This is a genomic window from Vreelandella azerica (genome assembly GCF_013112225.1).
GTDB classification, from domain to species: domain Bacteria; phylum Pseudomonadota; class Gammaproteobacteria; order Pseudomonadales; family Halomonadaceae; genus Vreelandella; species Vreelandella azerica.
In genome coordinates, this window is the sequence record NZ_JABFHI010000003.1 from 17,342 (window position 1) to 40,946 (window position 23,605).

Annotated in this window: 17 protein-coding genes, 3 rRNA genes and 3 pseudogenes; 12 read left to right on the forward strand and 11 right to left on the reverse strand. The window is 57.3% G+C overall.

The window, feature by feature from the left end:
* The first annotated feature begins 201 nt into the window (after window positions 1–201).
* The 4 genes from HLB35_RS08020 (at window position 202) to HLB35_RS08035 (ending at window position 5,943) form a co-directional block, all read left to right on the forward strand.
* Window positions 202–1,735: ribosomal RNA gene (locus HLB35_RS08020) — 16S ribosomal RNA — on the forward strand.
* A 335-nt stretch (window positions 1,736–2,070) separates the two neighbouring features.
* Window positions 2,071–4,959: ribosomal RNA gene (locus HLB35_RS08025) — 23S ribosomal RNA — on the forward strand.
* 176 nt (window positions 4,960–5,135) lie between these two features.
* Window positions 5,136–5,251, forward strand: a 5S ribosomal RNA gene (gene rrf / locus HLB35_RS08030).
* The 16S, 23S and 5S rRNA genes sit together here, the layout of an rRNA operon.
* A 149-nt stretch (window positions 5,252–5,400) precedes the next feature.
* Window positions 5,401–5,943 carry an isochorismatase family protein gene (locus tag HLB35_RS08035; protein WP_171702204.1) on the forward strand — a complete coding sequence of 181 codons (543 nt, stop codon included), beginning with the start codon at window positions 5,401–5,403 and terminating at the stop codon, window positions 5,941–5,943.
* Window positions 5,944–5,969: 26 nt separating this feature from the next.
* Here the strand turns inward: HLB35_RS08035 and yaaA are convergent.
* A pseudogene (yaaA, locus tag HLB35_RS08040) lies at window positions 5,970–6,754 on the reverse strand (peroxide stress protein YaaA).
* A gap of 198 nt (window positions 6,755–6,952) precedes the next feature.
* Window positions 6,953–7,984, reverse strand: a complete 1,032-nt coding sequence (locus HLB35_RS08045; protein WP_171702205.1) for an NADP(H)-dependent aldo-keto reductase — start codon at window positions 7,982–7,984, stop codon at window positions 6,953–6,955.
* Between the two features lie 266 nt (window positions 7,985–8,250).
* On the opposite strand from HLB35_RS08045, the gene HLB35_RS08050 reads away from it, so the two are divergent.
* Complete coding sequence (locus tag HLB35_RS08050) at window positions 8,251–8,751, forward strand: tetratricopeptide repeat protein (protein ID WP_171702206.1); 501 nt, start codon at window positions 8,251–8,253, stop codon at window positions 8,749–8,751.
* 52 nt (window positions 8,752–8,803) lie between these two features.
* Complete coding sequence (locus tag HLB35_RS08055; protein ID WP_171702207.1) at window positions 8,804–9,316, forward strand: hypothetical protein; 513 nt, start codon at window positions 8,804–8,806, stop codon at window positions 9,314–9,316.
* Window positions 9,317–9,345: 29 nt separating this feature from the next.
* Here HLB35_RS08055 and HLB35_RS08060 read toward each other — a convergent pair whose 3' ends face one another.
* From HLB35_RS08060 to HLB35_RS08080, 5 genes and pseudogenes are all read right to left on the reverse strand, one after another.
* Complete coding sequence (locus HLB35_RS08060) at window positions 9,346–9,888, reverse strand: LOG family protein (RefSeq protein WP_171702208.1); 543 nt, start codon at window positions 9,886–9,888, stop codon at window positions 9,346–9,348.
* A 24-nt stretch (window positions 9,889–9,912) separates the two neighbouring features.
* Entirely contained in the window at window positions 9,913–10,434 is a 522-nt protein-coding gene (locus HLB35_RS08065; RefSeq protein ID WP_171702209.1) for a DUF501 domain-containing protein, read from the reverse strand.
* Between the two features lie 30 nt (window positions 10,435–10,464).
* Window positions 10,465–10,764 carry a hypothetical protein gene (locus HLB35_RS08070; RefSeq protein ID WP_171702210.1) on the reverse strand — a complete coding sequence of 100 codons (300 nt, stop codon included), beginning with the start codon at window positions 10,762–10,764 and terminating at the stop codon, window positions 10,465–10,467.
* A gap of 39 nt (window positions 10,765–10,803) precedes the next feature.
* Window positions 10,804–11,205: an acyl-CoA thioesterase gene (locus HLB35_RS08075; protein WP_171702211.1), complete on the reverse strand. Its 402-nt coding sequence runs from the start codon at window positions 11,203–11,205 to the stop codon at window positions 10,804–10,806.
* Window positions 11,206–11,281: 76 nt separating this feature from the next.
* Window positions 11,282–12,096, reverse strand: a pseudogene (locus HLB35_RS08080) (hypothetical protein).
* A gap of 38 nt (window positions 12,097–12,134) precedes the next feature.
* Between HLB35_RS08080 and HLB35_RS08085 the strand changes: the two are divergent.
* Entirely contained in the window at window positions 12,135–12,482 is a 348-nt protein-coding gene (locus tag HLB35_RS08085; protein ID WP_235937080.1) for a hypothetical protein, read from the forward strand.
* Here HLB35_RS08085 and HLB35_RS08090 read toward each other — a convergent pair.
* Window positions 12,479–12,967, reverse strand: coding sequence for a hypothetical protein (locus HLB35_RS08090; protein ID WP_235937081.1), 489 nt, complete (start codon window positions 12,965–12,967; stop codon window positions 12,479–12,481). The genes HLB35_RS08085 and HLB35_RS08090 overlap by 4 nt on opposite strands.
* Window positions 12,968–13,062: 95 nt before the next feature.
* On the opposite strand from HLB35_RS08090, the gene HLB35_RS08095 reads away from it, so the two are divergent.
* Complete coding sequence (locus HLB35_RS08095; protein ID WP_171702212.1) at window positions 13,063–14,226, forward strand: MalY/PatB family protein; 1,164 nt, start codon at window positions 13,063–13,065, stop codon at window positions 14,224–14,226.
* 96 nt (window positions 14,227–14,322) lie between these two features.
* Here HLB35_RS08095 and HLB35_RS08100 read toward each other — a convergent pair whose 3' ends face one another.
* Window positions 14,323–15,303: a tetratricopeptide repeat protein gene (locus HLB35_RS08100; protein ID WP_171702213.1), complete on the reverse strand. Its 981-nt coding sequence runs from the start codon at window positions 15,301–15,303 to the stop codon at window positions 14,323–14,325.
* A 94-nt stretch (window positions 15,304–15,397) separates the two neighbouring features.
* Here HLB35_RS08100 and HLB35_RS18310 point away from each other — a divergent pair, with 94 nt between their 5' ends.
* The 3 genes from HLB35_RS18310 (at window position 15,398) to HLB35_RS08115 (ending at window position 20,513) form a co-directional block, all read left to right on the forward strand.
* Window positions 15,398–16,318 carry a GNAT family N-acetyltransferase gene (locus HLB35_RS18310; protein ID WP_171702214.1) on the forward strand — a complete coding sequence of 307 codons (921 nt, stop codon included), beginning with the start codon at window positions 15,398–15,400 and terminating at the stop codon, window positions 16,316–16,318.
* Window positions 16,319–16,416: 98 nt separating this feature from the next.
* Window positions 16,417–17,475, forward strand: coding sequence for an efflux RND transporter periplasmic adaptor subunit (locus tag HLB35_RS08110; protein ID WP_171702215.1), 1,059 nt, complete (start codon window positions 16,417–16,419; stop codon window positions 17,473–17,475).
* Window positions 17,472–20,513 (forward strand): efflux RND transporter permease subunit, encoded by a 3,042-nt coding sequence (locus HLB35_RS08115; RefSeq protein ID WP_171702216.1) that lies wholly within the window; start codon window positions 17,472–17,474, stop codon window positions 20,511–20,513. Before HLB35_RS08110 ends, HLB35_RS08115 begins: the two co-directional genes overlap by 4 nt.
* On the opposite strand, the gene HLB35_RS08120 is transcribed toward HLB35_RS08115, so the two are convergent.
* On the reverse strand, window positions 20,510–21,382 hold the full coding sequence (locus HLB35_RS08120; protein ID WP_171702217.1) for a DMT family transporter: 873 nt from the start codon (window positions 21,380–21,382) through the stop codon (window positions 20,510–20,512). The two genes, HLB35_RS08115 and HLB35_RS08120, sit on opposite strands and share 4 nt — an antisense overlap.
* A gap of 121 nt (window positions 21,383–21,503) precedes the next feature.
* Between HLB35_RS08120 and HLB35_RS08125 the strand changes: the two genes are divergently transcribed.
* Window positions 21,504–22,370: a LysR substrate-binding domain-containing protein gene (locus HLB35_RS08125; protein WP_171702218.1), complete on the forward strand. Its 867-nt coding sequence runs from the start codon at window positions 21,504–21,506 to the stop codon at window positions 22,368–22,370.
* Window positions 22,371–22,383: 13 nt separating this feature from the next.
* On the opposite strand, the pseudogene hisC reads toward HLB35_RS08125, so the two are convergent.
* Window positions 22,384–23,444, reverse strand: a pseudogene (gene hisC / locus HLB35_RS08130) (histidinol-phosphate transaminase).
* Window positions 23,445–23,605 lie beyond the last annotated feature (161 nt).

Below are 23,605 nucleotides of genomic sequence, written 5' to 3' on the forward strand. Positions count from 1 at the left end.
CTTTAAAAATCTGATCAGGTAATTCATGTGGGCGCTTGCCGATGAGGGTGATAAATCACCAAATATCAAGGCAAGCGACTCAGCAAGACAGTCTTAAGCTTCGGCTTTTGATTGTGTATTGAATGAATTCGTTTGAACCTTGAGCCAAGTTTGATGCGCTTTTGTTACTTTCGGGTGACAGGTAAGCATCACAATGATTTTAAACTGAAGAGTTTGATCATGGCTCAGATTGAACGCTGGCGGCAGGCCTAACACATGCAAGTCGAGCGGTAACAGATCTAGCTTGCTAGATGCTGACGAGCGGCGGACGGGTGAGTAACGCATAGGAATTTACCCGATAGTGGGGGATAACCTGGGGAAACTCAGGCTAATACCGCATACGTCCTACGGGAGAAAGGGGGCTTTGGCTCCCGCTATCGGATGAGCCTATGCCGGATTAGCTGGTTGGTGAGGTAATGGCTCACCAAGGCGACGATCCGTAGCTGGTCTGAGAGGATGATCAGCCACATCGGGACTGAGACACGGCCCGAACTCCTACGGGAGGCAGCAGTGGGGAATATTGGACAATGGGCGCAAGCCTGATCCAGCCATGCCGCGTGTGGTGAAGAAGGCCCTCGGGTTGTAAAGCACTTTCAGCGAGGAAGAACGCCTGGCGGTTAATACCCGCCAGGAAAGACATCACTCGCAGAAGAAGCACCGGCTAACTCCGTGCCAGCAGCCGCGGTAATACGGAGGGTGCAAGCGTTAATCGGAATTACTGGGCGTAAAGCGCGCGTAGGTGGCTTGATAAGCCGGTTGTGAAAGCCCCGGGCTCAACCTGGGAACGGCATCCGGAACTGTCAGGCTAGAGTGCAGGAGAGGAAGGTAGAATTCCCGGTGTAGCGGTGAAATGCGTAGAGATCGGGAGGAATACCAGTGGCGAAGGCGGCCTTCTGGACTGACACTGACACTGAGGTGCGAAAGCGTGGGTAGCAAACAGGATTAGATACCCTGGTAGTCCACGCCGTAAACGATGTCGACCAGCCGTTGGGTGCCTAGCGCACTTTGTGGCGAAGTTAACGCGATAAGTCGACCGCCTGGGGAGTACGGCCGCAAGGTTAAAACTCAAATGAATTGACGGGGGCCCGCACAAGCGGTGGAGCATGTGGTTTAATTCGATGCAACGCGAAGAACCTTACCTACTCTTGACATCCTGCGAATCGGTGAGAGATCACTGGGTGCCTTCGGGAACGCAGAGACAGGTGCTGCATGGCTGTCGTCAGCTCGTGTTGTGAAATGTTGGGTTAAGTCCCGTAACGAGCGCAACCCTTGTCCTTATTTGCCAGCACGTAATGGTGGGAACTCTAAGGAGACTGCCGGTGACAAACCGGAGGAAGGTGGGGACGACGTCAAGTCATCATGGCCCTTACGAGTAGGGCTACACACGTGCTACAATGGCCGGTACAAAGGGCTGCGAACTCGCGAGAGTCAGCGAATCCCTTAAAGCCGGTCTCAGTCCGGATCGGAGTCTGCAACTCGACTCCGTGAAGTCGGAATCGCTAGTAATCGTGAATCAGAATGTCACGGTGAATACGTTCCCGGGCCTTGTACACACCGCCCGTCACACCATGGGAGTGGACTGCACCAGAAGTGGTTAGCCTAACGCAAGAGGGCGATCACCACGGTGTGGTTCATGACTGGGGTGAAGTCGTAACAAGGTAGCCGTAGGGGAACCTGCGGCTGGATCACCTCCTTAAACGATGCATCATCCCTCGCGGTAAGCGCTCACAATGAATTACCTGATCAGATAGCTGTTGATATGCAGTGATAAGCGTCTCCTTTACGTTGAAAAAAGAGAAAGCTCTTTTTTTATTTTTAATGTGAAAAAGCATGCGTTTATCACTGCTTATAGCAGTCGCTCTTTAATAATATATCAAGCTGATAAAAACCTTCTTAAGAGGGTGGTTAATCACATTCTGTGTGACTAACAACACTCTGAGAGGTTTGTACGTAGTAAATTGTTGTGTGATACGTCTCAAGCGTATCCGGCAATCGTTATCATTGCGAACCCCAGACTCCTTCGGGTTATAGGGTCAAGCAATGAAGCGCACACGGTGGATGCCTAGGCAGCCAGAGGCGATGAAAGACGTGGAAGCCTGCGATAAGGCTCGGCGAGGTGGCAAACAACCTGTGACCCGGGCATCTCTGAATGGGGAAACCCACTCATCACAAGATGAGTATCCTGCACTGAATACATAGGTGACAGGAGGCGAACCAGGGGAACTGAAACATCTAAGTACCCTGAGGAAAAGAAATCAACCGAGATTCCCCTAGTAGCGGCGAGCGAACGGGGACCAGCCCTTAAGCAGGTGACTGATTAGACGAATGCGCTGGGAAGCGCGGCCATAGCGGGTGATAGCCCCGTAGTCGAAAATCTGATCCTGTGAAATCGAGTAGGTCGGGGCACGAGAAACCTTGACTGAAGACGGGGGGACCATCCTCCAAGGCTAAATACTCCTGGCTGACCGATAGTGAACCAGTACCGTGAGGGAAAGGCGAAAAGAACCCCGGAGAGGGGAGTGAAATAGACCCTGAAACCGTGTGCGTACAAGCAGTCGGAGCGGACTTGTTCCGTGACGGCGTACCTTTTGTATAATGGGTCAGCGACTTATATTCTGTGGCGAGGTTAACCGATTAGGGGAGCCGTAGCGAAAGCGAGTCTTAACTGGGCGCACCAGTCGCAGGATATAGACCCGAAACCGAGCGATCTATCCATGAGCAGGGTGAAGATTGAGTAACATCAATTGGAGGCCCGAACCAGGATCTGTTGAAAAAGATTTGGATGACTTGTGGATCGGAGTGAAAGGCTAATCAAGCTCGGAGATAGCTGGTTCTCCTCGAAAGCTATTTAGGTAGCGCCTCATGCAGCACCACCGGGGGTAGAGCACTGTTTCGGCTAGGGGGTCATCCCGACTTACCAACCCGAGGCAAACTCCGAATACCGGTGAGTGACGCGTGGGAGACACACAGCGGGTGCTAACGTCCGTTGTGAAAAGGGAAACAACCCAGACCGTCAGCTAAGGTCCCGAAATCCTGATTAAGTGGGAAACGATGTGGGAAGGCTCAGACAGCTAGGAGGTTGGCTTAGAAGCAGCCATCCTTTAAAGAAAGCGTAATAGCTCACTAGTCGAGTCGGCCTGCGCGGAAGATGTAACGGGGCTAAATCAGGTACCGAAGCTACGGGTTCACACTTAGGTGTGAGCGGTAGAGGAGCGTCGTGTAAGCCAATGAAGGTGAATTGAGAAGTTCGCTGGAGGTATCACGAGTGCGAATGCTGACATGAGTAACGATAAAGGGCGTGAAAAACGCCCTCGCCGGAAGACCAAGGGTTTCTGTTCGACGCTAATCGGAGCAGAGTGAGTCGGCCCCTAAGGCGAGGCCGAAAGGCGTAGTCGATGGGAAACGGGTCAATATTCCCGTACCGGACATGATTGCGATGGGGGACGGAGAAGGCTAGGTGAGCCAGGCGTTGGTTGTCCTGGTGAAAGCAAGTAGGCCGAGCGCTCAGGTAAATCCGGGCGCTTAAAGCCGAGATGCGAAACGAACTGACCACGGTCAGGAAGTCATCGATGCCACGCTTCCAGGAAAAGCCTCTAAGCTTCAGATCATGTGCGACCGTACCCCAAACCGACACAGGTGGTCAGGGTGAGAATCCCAAGGCGCTTGAGAGAACTCGGGTGAAGGAACTAGGCAAAATGGTGCCGTAACTTCGGGAGAAGGCACGCCGGCGTAGGGTGACGAGACTTGCTCTCCAAGCCCGAACCGGTCGAAGATACCAGGTGGCTGCAACTGTTTAGTAAAAACACAGCACTCTGCCAAGTCGTAAGACGACGTATAGGGTGTGACGCCTGCCCGGTGCCGGAAGGTTAAGTGATGGTGTTATCCTCGGAGAAGCTCTTGATCGAAGCCCCGGTAAACGGCGGCCGTAACTATAACGGTCCTAAGGTAGCGAAATTCCTTGTCGGGTAAGTTCCGACCTGCACGAATGGCGTAATGATGGCCACGCTGTCTCCACCCGAGACTCAGTGAAATTGAAATCGCCGTGAAGATGCGGTGTACCCGCGGCTAGACGGAAAGACCCCGTGAACCTTTACTATAGCTTCACACTGGACGCTGATGTTGCCTGTGTAGGATAGCTGGGAGGCTTTGAACCTCGGACGCCAGTTCGAGTGGAGCCACCCTTGAAATACCAGCCTGGCATCATTGGCGTTCTCACTCAGGTCCGTTATCCGGATCGAGGACAGTGTGTGGTGGGTAGTTTGACTGGGGCGGTCTCCTCCCAAAGCGTAACGGAGGAGCACGAAGGTACCCTCAGCACGGTCGGACATCGTGCAATGAGTGCAAGAGCATAAGGGTGCTTGACTGCGAGACAGACACGTCGAGCAGGTGCGAAAGCAGGTTCTAGTGATCCGGTGGTTCTGTATGGAAGGGCCATCGCTCAACGGATAAAAGGTACTCCGGGGATAACAGGCTGATACCGCCCAAGAGTTCACATCGACGGCGGTGTTTGGCACCTCGATGTCGGCTCATCACATCCTGGGGCTGAAGTCGGTCCCAAGGGTATGGCTGTTCGCCATTTAAAGTGGTACGCGAGCTGGGTTTAGAACGTCGTGAGACAGTTCGGTCCCTATCTGCCGTGGGCGTAGGATGTTTGAGAAGGGCTGCTCCTAGTACGAGAGGACCGGAGTGGACGCACCTCTGGTGTTCCGGTTGTCACGCCAGTGGCATTGCCGGGTAGCTAAGTGCGGACGGGATAACCGCTGAAAGCATCTAAGCGGGAAGCCCCCTTCAAGATGAGACATCCCTGAGGCCTAGAGCCTCCTGAAGGGCCCAGCGAGACCAGCTGGTTGATAGGCACGATGTGGAAGCGCTGCAAGGCGTTGAGCTAACGTGTACTAATGGCCCGTGAGGCTTGACCCTATAACACCCAAGGGGTCTGGTGGCAGTGATAACGATGGCTAAATAAGCCAGCCGGATACGCAGAGACGCATCACACGCGCAAAAGCGAAAGCAGGAGCGCGGACAGTTTACAAACACGTGCAGCGCAGGCCATCAATTAACCGCCTGCGCATCAGCTTGATGTATTACCTGTTACGCCTGACGACCATAGCGAGTGGGAACCACCTGATCCCTTGCCGAACTCAGCAGTGAAACCGCTTAGCGCCGATGGTAGTGTGGGGTCTCCCCATGCGAGAGTAGGTCATCGTCAGGCACTTATACCGCAAAAAACCCAGCCAATCGGCTGGGTTTTTTGTTTTTGGGGATGGAGTCAGAGTTCATCACCGATTATGCTGAACATTGACTCAATATGACCCCCTAAGGTGGATGCATGCGCATACAACGAGAAAAAGCCTGCTGCTTATGGTCGACTTCCAGGCTGGGCTTTTGCCTGTCATTGATGGCGGCCTTCAGGCTATTGAAGAAGCCAGTTGGCTTGGAGGCTTGGCTAACCTCCTGGGTGTTCCCGTCTGGTTAACCGAACAGAGTCCGCAAAAGTTGGGCGGTAGTGCCGCCTCGCTGCTTGAACGTCTTGATGATTACCAACTCTGGCAAAAAGTCCATTTCAGCGTCATGGAAGAGAGTAACTTTCGCGATGCCCTGGCTGCCTCAGGCAAAACACAAATTGTGCTGTGTGGCACTGAAGCGCATATCTGTGTCATGCAGACAGGGCTGGGGTTGCTGGAAGCCGGTTATGAAGTGCTCTGGCTGACAGACGCAACGGCCAGCCGCCGATGTGCCGAGGCTGAACTGGCCCGCAAGCGGGCCTGTGCAAACGGCGCACAGGCGGTAACGGCGGATATGGTGGCTTATGAGTGGCTGTACCGCTGTGATACGCCTGAGTTCAAACAGGCGCACCAGCAGTTTCTGAAACCGCGCTCAGCGCGCCCGGTTCATTTCAATTAAGAAGGTCGCAAGTCGAAAGTAATCGATCAATTGGGACGATCTGCTTCCCTGCGGATGAAAACAAGGGTATCGCCTTGTGAAGAAGCAGGGTCAAAGCGGTAGCCGTCTACATCAAACCCTTTGAGTGCCTCGGGCGTATTCAGTCGTTCACGAATAATCCAGGCACTCATCAAGCCGCGCGCCTTTTTGGCATAAAAGCTGATGATCTTGAACTGGCCGTTCTTCTCGTCTTTGAAAACGGGTGTGATGACTTGTGCATCCAGTGACTTTGTATCGACTGCCTTGAAGTATTCATTGGACGCCAGATTAACCAGCACCTTGGAGCCACTGTCAGCAACGGCTTGATTGACAGCCTGGGTCAGGGTTGGCTTCCAGTAGGCGTAAAGATCTTTGCCACTTGGGTTAGCAAGCTTGGTGCCCATTTCCAGGCGGTAGGGCTGGATCAGATCCAGGGGGCGCAATAATCCGTAGAGCCCAGAAAGAATTCGCAGGTGTTGCTGAGCGAACTGATTGTCTTCTTTGCTAAAGGTATCTGCCTCAAGGCCAGTGTAGACATCGCCCTGGAAAGCCTGTGCCGCTGGTTTGGCGTTATCCAGGCTGAAAGGCGGCGCCCACTGCGCGAAGCGGGCAGCATTAAGCCCTGCCAGTTTATCGCTGATCCCCATTAGATCGCTGAGCTGTTGGGGGAATAATCGTGCAGGATATCGATCAACGCCTGGCTATGGTCAAGAAAGTCGGGCTGCGTCACCCGATTTGTCGTTGCCGGTGTTTCAAAATCGAGCGTTTTGGCAGGTGAAATTACGCTGAGCATGACGTCTTCCTGTGTCTGGTTTTCCTGTGGTGAATTTGAGGGTCTGGCAGCCTGGCAAACCGCAGGGCCAAACCGTATATGGCATTATATCAAGCCCTGCCAGGCGGCAGGGCTATCGGGCTAATAGCCAGTTTGACGCAGTTGCTGAAGAAGACGCGCTTGAAGCTGAAGCATCCCATAGGCAGTCTTTGAATCAGCTTAAGGGCAAGGGTTAGGCATCTGATGGTGAATAGCGTCAATCGCATCGAGTACTTCATCATTGAGTTTCAGGCTTTCACTGGCCAGGTTGCTTTCAAGCTGCTCCATGGTGGTGGCACCAATGATATTGCTGGTCAGAAAGCTGCGCGTATTGACGAATGCCAGTGCCATCTGTGCCGGGTCCAGCCCATGTTTGTGAGCGAGGCTGACATAGGCCTGAGTGGCTGATTCGGCTTCAGCTGAGGTGTAGCGGCTGAAGCGCTCAAATAGGGTCAGACGGGCTTCTGCAGGGCGATTGCCATTCAGGTATTTACCGGAAAGCACGCCAAAACCCAGCGGTGAATAGGCCAGCAGGCCCACATCCTCACGATGGGCAATCTCGGCCAGTCCGACCTCAAATGTGCGGTTGAGCAGGTTGTAAGGGTTCTGCACCGAGGCGACCCTGGGTAAGTCGAGTCGATCAGCCAATTCAAGGCATTTCATCACGCCCCAGGGAGTGTCGTTGGATAAACCGACCGCACGAATTTTCCCCGCCCCCACCAGTTCTTTCAACGCGCTCAGGGTTTCTTCCAGCGGTGTGGCGTTGTCATCTTCCTGATGTGTGTAGCCCAACTTGCCGAAAAAATTGGTTTTACGCTCGGGCCAGTGGAGCTGGTAGAGGTCAATATAGTCCGTGTTCAGGCGTGTCAGGTTGTCATCTATAGCCTGATGAATATGCTCTCGCGTCAGCCGAGGGCCGCCACGAATATGGCCAAGCCCAGGCCCAGTTACCTTGCTGGCGATAATTACATCATCACGGGCACCGCGCTGCTTGAGCCAGCTGCCTATGTAGCGCTCAGTCAAGCCTTGTGTTTCAGCTTTAGGAGGCACCGGATACATCTCAGCGGTATCAATAAAGTTGATGCCAAAAGCAACAGCACGGTCAAGCTGCTCATGTGCCTGCGCTTCTGTGTTCTGTTCACCATAGGTCATGGTGCCCAGGCACAGGCGGCTGACATCCATTCCCGTTCTGCCAAGAGGGCGTGTCTGCATGCGATTCTCCTTGTGATGAAAGATGAATTCATTCACGCCGTAAGGCGTAATAGTCTGTTTATTCTGCCATGCTGAGTGATGCGTTTCCCTGCATGGTAACGAGGCGCCGACAAGGCGGCAAATACTGGGGTTGAGTCCTTGCGCTGGCAGGCGTATGCTTGCCAGCCCCTACCGGTACTGGCCGGTTTTTTGTCTCGTCAGGTTGCCCGCTGTTCGATTGATTGGCATCCTTACTTAAGTAAACCCAACAGGCAAGGTGGTCTGCCATGCCACAGGCATCATCTTTGTTCACACGGCTTGAATATCAAGTTGCTGATCGGTTGTTTCATTCTCGCTGGTTATTGCCACACTCACCGCGAACCCAGCGTTTGACACTGCGTTTATTGAAGCGCTGCGCCGAAGCAGGACATCCGGATGCGCTGTCAGTCTATGGACATATGCTGTTTCACCGCAGCCTCTCGCCGCAGGATAAGGCGCGTGGCGCACGCTATATTGTCGAGGCGGCCCATGCGGGGGACCTCAAAGCCCAATATCAGGTGGCGCAGATTTATGAGAACGGTTGCGCGCAGTATCCGCGACGTGATGAATACGCCGTGACCTGGTATGCCCGAGCGGCTGAAGCGGGCCACTACCTGGCCGCAGAGCGTCTGGCACGTGCTTACAAGCAGGGCCAACTTGGTCTGGCTGTTGATCACGAGTTGGCTGCCTCCTGGCAGGCACTGGCTGATCAGCACGTCAACCATCGTCCGTCAGAACTGGCTTCCTGAAAACAGCCAAGCGACTTTTATGTAACGGTTTTACGCCTAGGTGAGGAAATCTGTGTCCGAGACGCTACCGACATTATTGGATATAGAAGCGTCCGGGTTCGGGCGCGGCAGTTATCCTATCGAAGTGGGCATTGCCCGCACGGATGGAAGTTGCTGCGCGTTTCTTATCCAGCCTCTGGATGAATGGACTCACTGGGATCCCAAGGCTGAACTGTTGCACGGTATTTCACGCCAACGCCTAGAGCGCGAGGGATATCCCGTTCGCCAGGTGGCATTATGGATCAACGACGAATTGCGTACCCTGGGCAAGGCCTACAGCGATAGCTGGGGCTACGACAATACTTGGCTGTCACTATTGTTCCATCATGCTGGGATTATTCCCGGCTTCAGGTTGGAAGCCTTGCGCATACTGCTGAGTGAAGAACAGTTGGCAGTATGGAGTGACACCAAGGAGGCCATCATTGCTGAACAGGCCATTCAACGCCATCGGGCCGGGGATGATGCTCGGCTGTTGCAGTTGACCTTCGAGCGTACCCGACACTTGACTGAAGGCCGCGCCTCATAACGAGCATCGCCTGTTCGCCTATATGCGATTCAAAGCTGTGCTTCAACGGCGTCGAGCAAGTCTGAAGGCGTTTCGGCATCAAGCAGCATGTCGCGGGTCACGGTAGCGAGAAAACCCTGTTCGACCGTGTTGTCGAGAAAGCTCAGCAGCGGTGTATAGAAATCGTTGATGTTAAGTAGCCCGATCGGCTTGTCATGTAGCCCTAGATAACCCCAAGTCCAGATCTCAAACAGCTCCTCAAAGGTCCCGATACCGCCAGGCAAGGCAATAAATCCATCGGCCTGAGCCGCCATGGTGGCCTTACGTTCGTGCATGTCACTCACGCGGATCAGCTCAGTCAGGCCGAAATGCGCCTGCTCGCGTTCAACCAAATGATCCGGCATCACGCCTACCACCTGGCCACCCGCTTCCAGTGTGGCGTTGGCAAGCTCGCCCATCAGGCCAATCCTGGCGCCACCGTACACCAGGGTGTGGCCACGCTGCGCCAGCTGCTGGCCTAGCTCGATTGCGGCTGTCTTGTAGTCCGGGTGAGTGCCTGCGCGTGAGCCAAGATAAACACAGATGCGTGACATAGGGGGTTCCTTTTTTGAGAGGCCTTACTCAACACAGCGATCAATCTGATGAACAGTATCCATCCATTGGCCGATGACATTATGGCTGCCGAGATGATGCGCATACTGGGTGTGCAGGCAACGCACCTGATCCCAGTTGGTAATCCCACCGACACCACGCTCTGTTAGCACTGTCTGGTAACCACGTTGATCAACGTCCGCTTTTTGAGCCGGGGTCATGTATTCCCAGCGCTCGGCGACGTAATCGCGGTGGCTCTGATGATAGGCTGCCAAGAACTCGGCATCCTCCTGAAGCTGCTGTTCAAGCTGCTTGATGATACCGGCGGCTTCAAGATGGGAAATGGCCACTTTTAGACGTTCCGAGCAGAGCCAGTAAAGCGTCGGGAAAGGTTTACCATCAACAATCGGTGCCATACGTAGAACCAGGGGTGTGCCTGCCCCGTCAGTGGCGGCCACGGCCTCGATGCCGCGAGGCGCGCGCCCAAGCTGCCGGGCAATAATATCAAGTTCATGCTGGCTGGGAGCATGATGGGTGCGGATGATCATGGCGTGTCAGTAAAGCTCCTGGAGGTGCGGTCAGCGGTCGTCTCGAACAAACTTGTTTGACTGGCCCACAGCGCGGAAAAAGCACCGATTCAGCTGCTCTGGTGTGGCGACATAGCGCCAGGTGCGCTCGCAATATTCGGCGCCGCGGGCAATCAGGGCCTCATAGAGGCGGTTGAACGGCGCATCGTAATCGTAAGGGTCTGCGCCGGACAAGCGGATATGTGGATAATCGGCAAAGCGCTCAACAAAATAGCGCTCAAGATCGGCTTCAACGGCGCTGTGCTGCGCCTTGTTGTCGGGGTCTATCCACAGGTTATAGCGGATTGCCATTATGGGCTACTCTCGGTTGGCGCCCGACGATGGAAGTGCCTACTCCGGAGCATCCTGGAGATGAGATTCCAGAATCTTGCGAAGCTGGCCTTCTATCGGGACGGCTTTTTTAGCCTGATGATCGTATTGTAACAATACTGTGTGGCCCAGGTTGGCCAGTTTTCCATGTTGGCGCGCTTCCTGGGTCACCGTAAAGGAGCTATTGCCTAAACGGGTCAAATAAGTGCGAATTTCAATATCGTGGCCGTAAAAAAGCTCAGCACGATAGTCGACTTCCATGCGCGCCATCATCAAACGCCATTTGTGCGTATCCAGGTCCGGCGTGAATAGCTTGAACAGGTCGTTGCGAGCCAGTTCAAACCAGGCAGGCAAACGCGTGTTGTTGATATGGCCGAGAGCATCGGTATCGTAAAAGGCCGGCTCAATTATGCGTGTAAACATGGTATTTCCTTGTCATTGTGAAAGATAGCAGACGCGGTTAGCGACTGGTTAATCATTCACCCAAGCAAACGCTTGGTCAAGTCGTTGAGCGTCGCGCGGCCCACCATTGCTGGCAGCGCATCCAACCGACCAGCCATAGCGTGGCGACGATAAAGCCAGCCAGTGTGCCTGCCGCCAGCCCCCAGGAGGCATACGTCAATGACACACACAGGGTATAGCTGAGCAGCGCCCCCAACCCCATTGGATAATGCTTGATCACTGTTGACGCCGGGGCAGCACCGTAACCGGCATGCAGAATGACCAGGAAAGGCAGCATGGTGACAGGAAATGCTGCCAGGGTGCCGGCCCAGGCAGCGGGCACCCAGTGGGCAAGGGCAGTAATCACAAAAATCATCAGCGTGGCCAGGGCTGCCCGTAACCCCAGGGCCGACCACGACAGCGTGCCACTGGCATTGACCCGGGTTTCCGGCACCCGCCGGTAGAGCCAGGTAAACACGCCAATGGCCACCAGGGTGACCAGGGTTCCAGTGAGGCGGGTAAACTCAAAATGCGATAACGACCAGCCGACGGCCACCCAGGCGCTCAAGCCACCCAGAGAGCCCATCAACACCCCTTTGATGCCGTCCGTGCGGCCACCACACACCAGGTAGCCACCCCCAGCGCCAGTGTTGCAGTAAACCCCGCCAGGGTATGGATGGCGCTTTGTGTCGCAAAGCCGGGAGAGATTTCCAGGCCGATGAAAAACAGCGCCAGCGCCGTACCCAGCGGGTAACCGGCCAATAAACCGGCAACCCGCGGGCTAACGCGTACGGCGACCAACCCTAACCCAAGTACTAAACCTATCGATGCCAGCAACTTACCCAGTTGCCAGATCAGGGGAACATCTGCCATCTTTTATCCTTGTTGATTTGCTCATGAGGACAGCTGGCATGCCGACCTCCACTGCCCACCCGTTATCACCGCCGCCCATGCCTGAATGCTGTGAATTATGCGGGCGGGCGGAATCCTTGACCAAGCATCACCTGATACCCAGGGCGCTGCACAATAAGCCCCGCTACCGTAAGCGCTATTCACGCGAGGAGCGGCTGACTGCCATTGCCTGGCTGTGTCGACCCTGCCACAAGCACATTCATCGGCTTTATAGTGAACGCGAACTGGCTGAACGCCTTAACACCGTTACAGCACTAGGTGATGATGCGGCGATCGCCGCCTTTGTTGCGTGGCTGGCCAGCAAACCGGTTGGTTTCAAACCCAAAGCACAGCGGCGCAGGCGTTAATTGTTGTCACACCAGGCGTAGCCCTGTTGATCCTGCCAGGCGGCCTGAAGCGCTTGTTGTAACGGTTCCTGAAGGTGCTCAGGCAATGCCTGAAGAGCTTCCTGCACGCTATCAAACGTACGGTTGCGCAACCAGCAGTAGGCCCAGGCGCAAGCCTCAGCCTCACTTTGTGGCACTGGGCGGGCGGGCATCTGGTTCAGCAGAAATACAGCCGTACGGGGCGCCCAGAGCGGGATATCTTCACCGCTGGCGGCCTGGCACCAAGCTTCGAATGTATCACCATCAGGTGTTTCATCAGGGGCGCCCACCTTGGCAACCCGGGCTGTTTCGGCGAGTATCAAAGCCAAGCGAGTATTGTCTGCCTGGCCAAGAGCCAGCCACTGGCGCAATAAAGCAGGAATGCCAGCCCGCACCTGCGCGTAAAAGTCGCGCTGCGGGGCATCGCTGGAAGGCCTGTTCTTTGGTTGATTGTCATCTTGCATCATGCTGATGAAGTACCCTGTAAAGTGTCAAAAGTAATGGAAATGATTTTTAATTAATACGTTGTAACGACAAATGCTGTTAACCACAAGGACAACGGATGATGTTCGATTTTGCCACGCCCCTTGAACGACGCCACCCAGCCGGTGGATGGCGCTCCCAGAAATGGCACCGCTATGGCGAAGATGTACTGCCGTTATGGGTCGCTGACATGGACTTTACGGCGCCGCCTGCGGTGATGGATGCGCTGAAACGGCGTGTTGATCATGGCGTTTACGGTTACGGGCAGGTACCGGACAGCCTCAAGCAAACGCTGTGTGAATGGAGTGCTACCCACTACGACTGGCCGATACAGCCGGAGTGGCAACAGTGGCTTCCAGGGGTGGTACCTGCCCTGCATCTGGCAAGTCTGGCGTTGACCAAACCCGGCGATGGCGTGTTGACCATCACACCTATCTACCCACCTTTTCTGGCGGTGGCCGAGCGCACTGGCAGAGTAACACAGCAGGCAGCCATGGCGCCGCCAAGCGAAGAAGGTGGCGAGTGGCGGCTCGACCTGGAGGCGCTGGAAGCTGCGATTACCCCCAAAACGCGCCTGCTGCTGTGGTGCCAGCCGCATAATCCCACAGGGCGTATCTGGCGCCATGAAGAGCTGGCAGGATTAGCCGCGCTGGTCGAGCGCCACAATCTATACGTGGTGTCCGATGAGCTGCACTGCGACCTCCTGCTTGACGAGGGGGCCAGGCATCAACCGCTGGCGGCGGCGTTTCCCGCGCTTGCGGATCGCATTATCACCCTGTGGGCGCCTTCCAAGACGTTCAATCTGGCCGGGCTGACCGCCGCCTGTGCGGTGATACCTGACCCTGACCTGAGGGCACGTTTTGCCCAGGCAACCAAAGGGCTGCTGCCGGATGGCAACGTGATGGGGCTGGCGGCAGCAGAAGCGGCCTACCGGGATGGCGATCCCTGGCGTCAGGCGTTGCTTGATGTCTTGCGTGGTCATCGTCAGATGATCAGTGATTATGTCGCCCACTGGCCTGGCGTCCATTTCAACCCTCCCCAGTCCACCTACCTTGCCTGGTTGGATATGCGCGATGCAGGCCTGGGAGATGACCCTCAGCAAGCCCTGTTGGCGCAGGCAAAAGTCGCATTGTCCAACGGCGCTGATTTTGGCCAACCTGGCTTTGTGCGGCTGAACTTTGGCACCACCGCCACCCAGCTTGAAGAGGCCCTCAAGCGGATGGATCAAGTACTAAGACGATAACCGGGTGTCAACGTCGTCGACATCATATATAGCGTGGCGGGGCCGCTTGCCAGCCCCACCCTATAGCCTAGTAATACCTTGATAAATGCAGCGCTCTCAGTAGAGCAGGGCAAACAGCTTGCGCCGGTAGGTTACGGTGAGCGGGTGCTCGGCACCCAGGGCATCGAAGACCTGGAGCAGGGTTTTTCGCGCGGCATCATCGCCGAAGCTACGGTCGCTCTTCATCAGGGCCAGCAGGCCTTCCAGGCCCTGCTCGTAGTCGCCGTCGGCGACCTGGCGTAAGGCGCGCTGGAATTGAGCTTCACTGTCGTTGCGTTCTCCCAGGGCGGCCACTTCCTGATGGGAAAGCGCCTGTTCGGCAAATTCAATGCTGGCGCGCACACCGCGAGCAGGGGCGGCATCGCGTTCTTCCGGTGGCAGGTTGTCCAGTACGCTGCGGGCATCATCGCCACGGCCTTCTGCCACCAGCGCCTTGGCCAGCCCCACCTGATAGGCGTAATGCTCGGGGTACTGTGAGGTCAACGTCTGATAATGTTCGCGAGCGGTGGCGGCATCACCTGCTTTCAGAGCTTCTTCTGCCAGCTCTTCGGGGCTTGCCGGTGTGTCTTCAGGGGGCTGGAAATAACGGCCCAACCATTCGCGCACGTCTTTTTCCGGTAGTGCCCCCTGGAAACTGTCGACCAGGCCGCCCTGGCTGACCAGTTTGACATCTGGCACCGAGCGTACGCCTAACTGGCCAGCAATTTCCGGGTTGGCTTCTACATCCAGTTTGGCAAGAATGAAAGCGCCCGCGTATTCGACGGCCAGCTTTTCGAGCACCGGCATCAGGTTTTTGCACGGCTCACACCAGGGTGCCCAGCAGTCGAGCAGGATCGGCACCTGCATGGACGCTTCCAGCACCTGCTGAATATTGCTGGCATCCAGATCAATGATGACGTCTTCACGGCGGGGCGCTGGCCCTGAGGTGGCGGCTGAGGGCGCGTCTGCCGCCGCTGCTGTGGAAGATGGGCTGTTGGCCGCATCTGGGCTGATAGGGGCCGTCAGGGCTTCGCCTGTACGTGGATCAATAATTGACATGGTGTCACTCTAGGCAGAAAGAATTTAAGCATGATATGCAGGCAAGCGCGGCGGGATTCAAGTCGCCAAGTGAAAAATCACCTCGGGAGCTTACGTGAATAATCGTCAGGATGTGCATGATCAGGTGGTGGAATGCCCCGAGGTAATGCGCCGCGATGCGTTATGGTCGTTGGCCGCAGCCCAGAACAGTGCGGGGCAGCGAGCGCTGGCAGCCGCCATTCAGGCCTTTACGCAAACGCCTGCCCCGGATTGGAGCGGGCTTTTGTATTATGCGGCCAACTATCCAACAAGAGCGGTCTGGGTGCAGCCTTTCCCCGGTAACATGGCTCAGCTGTGGCGACCCCAAAGGGAAGACGCCGAGGCTCAAGCGCTTCTGCAGGCGGCAAGAAAATGGGTGGAAGCGCATGCAATCCGCCTTTGCCACTGTGTGGTCATGCCGAACAAGCCAGCACAAACAGCATTTCTGTCAGCAGCGGGTATGCAGCGGGTGGCGCCCCTTCGCTACCTGAGTGCATCGCTCAATAATCGTGATGCGCGCGGATCGCAACTCACCCTGCGCCCCTGGAATGAACTCGCCCCAACAGCGGCGCAGTCACTTATCGAACAGGTGCAGGTAGAGTCACTGGATAGCCCACTGATTTGCGAGGCGTTGGGGTCGGCGGAGCTGCTTCAGGGGTTCCATCGTCAATCGCCAGAAGCGGATCGACACTGGTTTGCGGTCTACTCATCGCCACATGACCCGCAGCCAATCGGCGTGCTGTTAATGGTGCCCCGTCAGGCGCAGGGCGTGGTGGAAGTGCTGTTGATGGGGTTGGTGCCGACTAGGCGAGGGCTGGGGCTGGGGCGTGAACTCTTGCAGGCCGCGTTTGATTATACGGCGCAAATAGGCGCGACGCGGCTGGCGCTCACCGTGGATGCTACCAATACTCCTGCCCGATGCCTGTATGAGAACGCCGGTTTTCACTGCTACCACAGCGAGGAAATTTATGCCTGGGTTTATCCTCGCACAGGGTAACAATGTGGCTACTTTGATAGGCATAAACGAGCGTTTAATTTATCCTGTCTCATTATATCCATAGACACCTTTGTTTACGCGTTTATCAGGAAACCGTTATGCCCAAGTTAACTGTGCTGCTGCTTGCCTTGCTGCTGGCAGGATGCGGCGAAACCAGCAGCGAAAGTGTTCAGCAGGAATCACCGCGCTGGGTGAAGACCACCGAGCTTGCCCCTGTCGAGCAGCCAATGCTGATGCTGACAGGCGTGGTTCGCGCCCGTTATGAAACGCCTCAGGCTTTTCGGGTCAGCGGCCAGATTGCCACCCGGCATGTAGACGCTGGCCAAAACGTCACTCAAGGCGATGTGCTGTTCACTCTGGATGACAGCGATCTGCAGGCGGCGCTGGCTGCCTCCCAGGCAGATCTGGCAGCGGCTGAAGCCTCGGTGGCGGTGAGCCAGGCTGATCTGGCCCGGGACCGCCAGCTGTTGGAGCGTAACTTCCTCAGCCAGCAGGCATTCGAGCGGGCGGAGCTGGCCAGCCGTGAAGCGCTGACGCGGCGAGATGCCGCCCAGGCGCGTGTGGAGCAATCCCGCAACGCCCTGGACTACGCCACCCTGCGGGCCGAGGCCGACGGGCTCCTGATTGATGTGGCCGGTGAACCAGGGCAAGTGGTGGCCACCGGTCAGGCAATTGCGACCCTGGCCCAGGAAGGGCGACGTGAAGTGGAGGTGGCGTTTCCCTCCCATGTACGCCCGCCTGCCCAGGGAGAGCTTTTGCTCGATGACCGCCAGATCAGCCTGTCACGCCGCGAAGTCGCCGGCGCTGCGGACCCGGCAAGCCGTACCTGGCGAGCCCGCTATCAGCTGGAGGAAGCGCTGTTCAGTGATTCCCTGGGAGAAGTCGTGCAGACCCGTTTCCCCATGGACAGCCTGCCGGAAGGCGTTTTTCAAGTGACGGTCGCGGCTATCGATGAACGTGGCGATGGCCCCCAGCTATGGCAGGTGAGCGACGGCCAGGCGCAGCCTGTCGCGATTTCGATTGAACGTATGCAGCGCGACCGGGCCTGGGTGCGAGGTGAGCAGCTGCGCGAAGGGCTGGAAGTGATTGCGCTGGGCACCCACCTGCTGACGCCGGGAATGGACGTGCGCCCGCTGGCGCAGGAGGGGGCCGAGTGAGTTTTCCCAATCTCTCAGCGCTGGCGGTGCGTGAACGGGCGGTGACGCTGTTTTTCCTGGTAATTGCCTTGCTGGCCGGACTTTACGCGTTTACCTCTATGGGGCGGGCTGAAGATCCGAACTTTACCGTGCGCGTCATGATGGTATCGGTTGCCTGGCCGGGGGCGACGCCAGAAGAGTTGCAGGAAAGTGTGGTCAACAGGCTGGAAAAACGTATCCAGGAAGTTGAAGACCTGTACCGGATTGAAACCACCATACGTCCGGGGCGGGCGGATATGCAGGTGGAGTTTGAGGATTATACGCCCAGCCAAGAGGTATCCGAGCGCTTCTATCAGGTACGTCGGCGCATGCAAGATGAGGCGCCACAGCTGCCGGAAGGTGTGGTGGGGCCTTTGATCAATGAGGATTTTGGCGACGTCTACTTTACATTGGTGGCGCTGACCGCACCCGATATGCCGATGCGGGAGATGGTGCGCGAGGCCGAGGATATCCGCGATCGCCTGCAGCGTCTGGATGGCGTCAATAAGGCCCAGATACTTGGTGAGCGTGAAGAGCGCATGCATGTCGATTTCGACCTTGCCGCCTTGCAGAGCCTGGGTATTTCACCCCAGCAGGTATTTGCTGCTATAGAAGCACAGAACACCCTGCTGCCGGCTGGGCGGGTGGATACCCAAAGTGCGCGCCTTTATGTGCGTATCGACCATGACATGGCAAGCCCTGAAGCGCTGACGGAAGTGCCTATCCGGATTGGCGAGCGGCTGATCCGCCTGGGGGATATTGCCGAGGTGTCACGCGGCTATGAAGACCCGCCGAGCTATCTGGTGCGCGCCTTTGGTGAAGATGCCTTGTTGCTCGGCGTGGTGATGCAGGAGGGCGAAAATGGCCTGGCATTTGGCGAGCGTCTGAACGCCCTCTGGCAGGAAGAACGTCAGCGTCTGCCGCTGGGGATGTCGCTTCAGGTGATGACCAATCAGGCAGATGCCATCGCCGGGGCGGTGAACCTCTTTCAGGTCAAGTTCCTGGTCGCTGTGGTGGTAGTGATGCTGGTCACCATGCTGGCGGTGGGGTTACGTGCCGGTATTGTGGTCGGCATTGCCATCCCAATTACCCTGGCGCTGACCTTTGTGGTCATGAAGGCCATGGGGATCAACCTTGACCGTATTACCTTGGGGGCGCTGATTATCGCCCTGGGCCTGCTGGTGGACGATGCCATCATTGCCATCGAAATGATGATCGTCAAGATGGAGCAGGGCTGGGAACGCCTGGATGCCGCCTCCCATGCCTGGAAAGTCACCGCCGCGCCCATGCTGTTTGGCACCCTGGTCACGGTGGCTGGCTTTGTGCCGATTGGTTTTGCCAAGTCAGGCGTGGGCGAATACGCCGGTAACATTTTCTGGGTGCTGGGCATTGCGCTGCTGATTTCCTGGCTGGTAGCGGTGGTGTTTACCCCCTATCTGGGGGTGAAAATCCTACCTGAGCAGAAAACTCATCACAGCGAAGATGACGCTTATCAGTCGGCGGGCTACCAGCGTCTGCGTGCCTTTATCAGCGGCTGTGTGCGCTTTCGCAAGAGCGTGGTAGCGGTGACGCTGGCGCTGCTGGTCGTTGCTATTGCCGGTATGGCTGGCCCGGTGGAGAAGCAGTTCTTCCCAAGCTCTGATCGTCCCGAAGTGCTGGTCAGCGTTTACCATCCTCAAGGCAGCAGCATCGAAGCCACCAATGCCACGACCCGGCGCCTGGAAGCCCTGATCAAGGATGCCGAAGGGGTGAAATCACTGTCTGCCTATGTAGGGGCCGGGGCGCCGCGCTTTTTTATCTCGGCTAACCCTGAGCAACCCAACCCTGCCTTTGCCAAGCTGATAGCCGTGGCGGAAGGTGTCGAATCCCGCGATGAGCTGATGGCCATGCTACGTAAGCGCATTGAAGACGGTGAGTTTCCTGAAGCGCGAGTTCGGGTGGAGGCGCTGCTGTACGGCCCGCCGGTGGATTGGCCGGTCAGCTTCCGGGTGTTGGGCGATGACCCGGACCAGCTTAGAGCCATTGGCCATCAGGTGCGTGAAGTGATCAAGGCCCATCCGGCGACTCGTGACCCGCATCTTGAGTGGGACGAACGCGCGCCCACCCTGCATCTGGATATCGACCGTAACCGGCTGCAGCTGATTGGCCTGACCCCGGACGATGTGGCCCGTCAGCTGCAGTTCCAGCTGGATGGGGTAACGATCACCCAGCTGCGCGACGGTATCCGTCTGGTGCCCGCCCTTGGCCGCGGCGCTGCCCAGGATATTGATGACGTGCAAAGCCTGGAGGTACTGACCAATGATGGCCAGCGGGTTCCCTTGACGCAGCTTGGTGAACTGCGGGTGGCGTTTGAAGAACCGGTGATCAAGCGCTACAACCGTCAGCCGTTTGTGGCAATCAATGCCGATGTCGAGGGTGCCCAGCCCAATGACGTGACCCAGCAGGTCTGGGAGGATCTGGCCTCGCTGCGCGATGAATTGCCTCCAGGCTACCGCATTGATACCGGCGGCTCGGTGGAGCAGTCGGCCAAGGCTCAGGCCTCCATCCAGGTGCTGCAACCTTTGATGGTCGTGCTGATGCTGATATTCATCATGCTGCAGATGCGCTCTTTCGCGGGCACCTTTATTGTGGTGGCGACAGCGCCGCTGGGCCTGATTGGCGCGGTCGCCGCCATGCTGCTGTTCAACCAGCCGTTTGGCTTCGTGGCCACCCTGGGGCTGATTGGCCTGGCAGGCATCCTGATGCGCAACACCCTGATTCTGACCCAGCAGGTGGCGGACAACATCAAGGAAGGCATGCCGATGCGCCAGGCAGTGGTAGAAGCCGGTGTCCAACGTGCCCGGCCTGTGGTGCTGACGGCGCTGGCCGCCATTCTGGCCTTTATACCGCTGACCATGGACAGTTTCTGGGGGCCGCTGGCCTACGTGCTGATTGGCGGCGTTGCGGTGGGCACCCTGATCACCCTGCTGTTTGTGCCAGCGCTTTACGCCCTCTGGTATCGCATTGAGCAGCGCGGTTAACGGCTGGCCTGCAGGCAGCCGGTGAGCACCAGAAGCCCCGCCAATGGCAGCTGCCAGTTCAGCGGGGTGGCGCCGGTGACTACCAGTAAGGCGGCTGCCAGAATCGGCACCCCATAGGCCAGGCTGCCAATGGTTGCGCTTGGACCGCCGCGCAAAGCTTTGTCCCAGGCGACCATGGCAATGCCGAAGGGCCCCAGGCCCAGCGCGATGCCGGCCCATAGGGCGCTGTCGCTGGGTACGCTCAGGCGTCCTTCCAGTGCCAGGGTTGCCAGTGCACTCAACAGGCTGGCAATCAACAGCAGGCGCGGCAGATAGGGGGTTAGCGTGATAGGCGACGCCTGCCCGACCCAGGAATACAGTGCCCAGCAACACGCTGCCAGAAAGGCGAAGCCATAGCCTTTCAGCGAGGCGTCATTAAAGGCCATACCCTGTTCGGGAAGCATCAGCAGGGCGGCTCCCGCGAAAGCAATCATGGCGCCGCTCAGGCTGCGTAGTCTTATTCTGCCCAGCTGCGTCCATTGGCTGAGCAGTACAAACAGCACCGGCCAGGTGTAGGTAATCAACGCTGCTTCCGAGGCCGGTGCCTGGCGCATACCTATAAAGTAGCTGCTTACCGCGCCCAGAATCAGCAGGGGTACGCCCAACCACAGACTGAACCGCCACCCCAGGCTGCTGACTCTTTGTCCTTGGCTTTTGCCAAGTGGCAGGGTGGCCAGAGCTCCGGCCAGCAGGGTCAATGTGGTCAGGCTTAAGGGGGAGGCGCTGCGTGCCTGCTCGGCCAGCAGTGGTGCCGTGGCCCAGAGTGCAATGGCGACAACCGCCGCCAGGATACTGACAGGAAATACTCCGAACGTACGCGTCAGTTGCATAAAAGGCTCCTTACCTGAGAGATCTTGAAAGCGGCCCTGTTGGCCGCTGATGCAAGATACCCGCTAGCAACCCATCACAAAATCAATCATTATTGATATAAATCATCAAGAAATGTGATCTATGCGCGCACGTACCTTTGACCTTACCCTGCTACGTACCCTGGTGGCGATTGCTGACACCGGCAGCGTGACGGCGGCCTCCAAGCGCTTGGCGTTCAGCCAGTCGACGATCAGCATGCAATTGAAGCGTCTGGAAGCGCAGATGGAATTGCGTCTGCACGAACGTGAAGGGCGCCAGGTACGTTTTACCGCCGATGGCGAGCGCCTGCTGACCCATGCGCGGCGGCTGCTGGCGCTGAATGACGATGCCTGGCAGGACATGCAGGTACATCAGGTCAGTGGCGAGCTCAAGCTGGGAATTCCTGAGGACTACGCTTCGCTGCTGCCGTCGGTGTTTTCCTATTTCCACCAGCTGTACCCGGGGGTAGGGCTGGAGGTGATCTGTGGGGTCAGCGCTGATCTTGTTGAACGGGTGCGCAGTGGCGATCTGGATCTGGCGCTGGTCACCCGGCAACGCAATTCGCCGGGCGGGGAAGTGATCCGCCGTGAACCGCTGCTTTGGGCGGTGGGGCTGAGCTATCAGCCCTTGTTGCGTGACCCTTTGCCGCTGGCGCTCTACACCCGTGGGGCGGATGTGTTCCGGGAAGTGGCCGAGCAGTCATTGCAGAGTGCTGGGCGACGTTGGCGGGTCGCTTATACCAGCCAGTCGATGACCGGGCTGGCGCCGGTGGTGATGGCGGGCTTGGCGATTGTGGTAGTGACGCGCAGCATGCTGACGCCGATGCTCAAGCCGCTGGATGAAAGCAGCGGCTTGCCGGCGCTGCCGTCCATTGAACTTGCCTTGCACCGAGCGCCGCACCGCCCCTCAGAGCCTGCGCGGCGCCTGGCCGAGCTGATTCACGAACAGCTGGCCGATGGCGAGCCGTGAGCACCGTCAGGGGTTAACGCACCAGAGCCTCTAGCGCCTCAATCAGATAATCCATTTCGTCATCAGTGCCGATGCTGATGCGCAGGAAGTTGCTTAACCCTGCCTTGTTGAAATGGCGCACCAGAATACCGCGTTCACGCAGGCCAGCAAACAGCTGAGCGCCGTCGTGATCCGGGTGTTGCGTCAGCAGGAAGTTGGCCTGGGAGGGAAGCACCTCGAAGCCCAGGGTTTCCAGCTGATGGCGGGTGCGCTCGCGGGTGGTGATGACCTTCTCGCGGCAGGCGGCAAAGTGGTCGCTGTCCTGCAGGGCGGCGATGCCCACGGCGCTGGCCAGGCTATCGACCGGGTAGGAGTTGAAAGAGTCCTTGATGCGCCCCAGGCCTTCGATCAGTTCCGCTGAGCCAATCGCAAACCCCAGCCGCAGACCGGCCAGACTGCGGGATTTGGAGAAGGTGCTGGTGACCAGCAGGTTAGGGTAGCGTTCAACCAGGGTGACGGCGCTTTGTGTGCCAAAGTCCACATAGGCTTCGTCAACCAGCACCACCCGGTCAGTGACTTTCTGAAGCAGGCTTTCCAGCGCGTCCAGGCTGTGGGTGTGGCCAGTCGGGGCATTGGGGTTGGCGAAAATCACCCCGCTACGTGGCTGCGGCTGGCTCAGGGCCTCCAGATCCACTTCCCATTCAGGGGTAAGCGGGTGTTGACGCAGTTCAATGCCATACAATTTGGCATACACAGGGTAAAAGCTGTAAGTGATGGAGGGCGCATCCAGCGGTTCGCCGTGGCAGAAAAACGCCTGGAAAGCAAACGCCAGCACCTCATCGGAGCCGTTGCCAACAAACACCTGCTGGGGCTCAACCCCATAGCAGCGGGCCAGCTCGCTGCGCAGGGCCAGCGAGGTCGGGTCTGGGTAAAGGCGCAGATGGTCGGAGGCGAATTCCCGCAATGTTTCGCCTACGCCTGGCGCGGGGGGTAAGGGTTCTCGTTGGTGTTCAGCTTGATTACCCGCTCAGTCGGCTGCTCGCCGGGTATATAAGGGGTTAGCGACTGAACGGCGGGGCTCCACAGTTGGCTCATTAGGGTGTCCTGCTGGCATTAAATCGGTAACCTTCATGGTCGCTTGACGTCTTCTAAAGCGCAAGCATTGTTATGTTTTTGGGGTGGGCGTTGCACCTTGTAGCGGGTATGCTGTCATATGCGCTGAGTGATTTTTGATATCCAACTGCGTTCGCCCAGAG

What these genes read in the sequence shown, in the direction of transcription:
- HLB35_RS08095 (WP_171702212.1), top strand. Translation starts at nt 13,063, where the DNA reads ATGATGTTCGATTTTGCCACGCCCCTTGAACGACGCCACCCAGCCGGT.
- HLB35_RS08110 (WP_171702215.1), top strand. Translation starts at nt 16,417, where the DNA reads ATGCCCAAGTTAACTGTGCTGCTGCTTGCCTTGCTGCTGGCAGGATGC.
- HLB35_RS08125 (WP_171702218.1), top strand. Translation starts at nt 21,504, where the DNA reads ATGCGCGCACGTACCTTTGACCTTACCCTGCTACGTACCCTGGTGGCG.
- HLB35_RS08035 (WP_171702204.1), top strand. Translation starts at nt 5,401, where the DNA reads ATGGTCGACTTCCAGGCTGGGCTTTTGCCTGTCATTGATGGCGGCCTT.
- HLB35_RS08060 (WP_171702208.1), bottom strand. Translation starts at nt 9,888, where the DNA reads ATGTCACGCATCTGTGTTTATCTTGGCTCACGCGCAGGCACTCACCCG.
- HLB35_RS08120 (WP_171702217.1), bottom strand. Translation starts at nt 21,382, where the DNA reads ATGCAACTGACGCGTACGTTCGGAGTATTTCCTGTCAGTATCCTGGCG.
- HLB35_RS08065 (WP_171702209.1), bottom strand. Translation starts at nt 10,434, where the DNA reads ATGATCATCCGCACCCATCATGCTCCCAGCCAGCATGAACTTGATATT.
- HLB35_RS08050 (WP_171702206.1), top strand. Translation starts at nt 8,251, where the DNA reads ATGCCACAGGCATCATCTTTGTTCACACGGCTTGAATATCAAGTTGCT.
- HLB35_RS08085 (WP_235937080.1), top strand. Translation starts at nt 12,135, where the DNA reads ATGCCGACCTCCACTGCCCACCCGTTATCACCGCCGCCCATGCCTGAA.
- HLB35_RS08075 (WP_171702211.1), bottom strand. Translation starts at nt 11,205, where the DNA reads ATGTTTACACGCATAATTGAGCCGGCCTTTTACGATACCGATGCTCTC.
- HLB35_RS08070 (WP_171702210.1), bottom strand. Translation starts at nt 10,764, where the DNA reads ATGGCAATCCGCTATAACCTGTGGATAGACCCCGACAACAAGGCGCAG.
- HLB35_RS08100 (WP_171702213.1), bottom strand. Translation starts at nt 15,303, where the DNA reads ATGTCAATTATTGATCCACGTACAGGCGAAGCCCTGACGGCCCCTATC.
- HLB35_RS08045 (WP_171702205.1), bottom strand. Translation starts at nt 7,984, where the DNA reads ATGCAGACACGCCCTCTTGGCAGAACGGGAATGGATGTCAGCCGCCTG.
- HLB35_RS08090 (WP_235937081.1), bottom strand. Translation starts at nt 12,967, where the DNA reads ATGATGCAAGATGACAATCAACCAAAGAACAGGCCTTCCAGCGATGCC.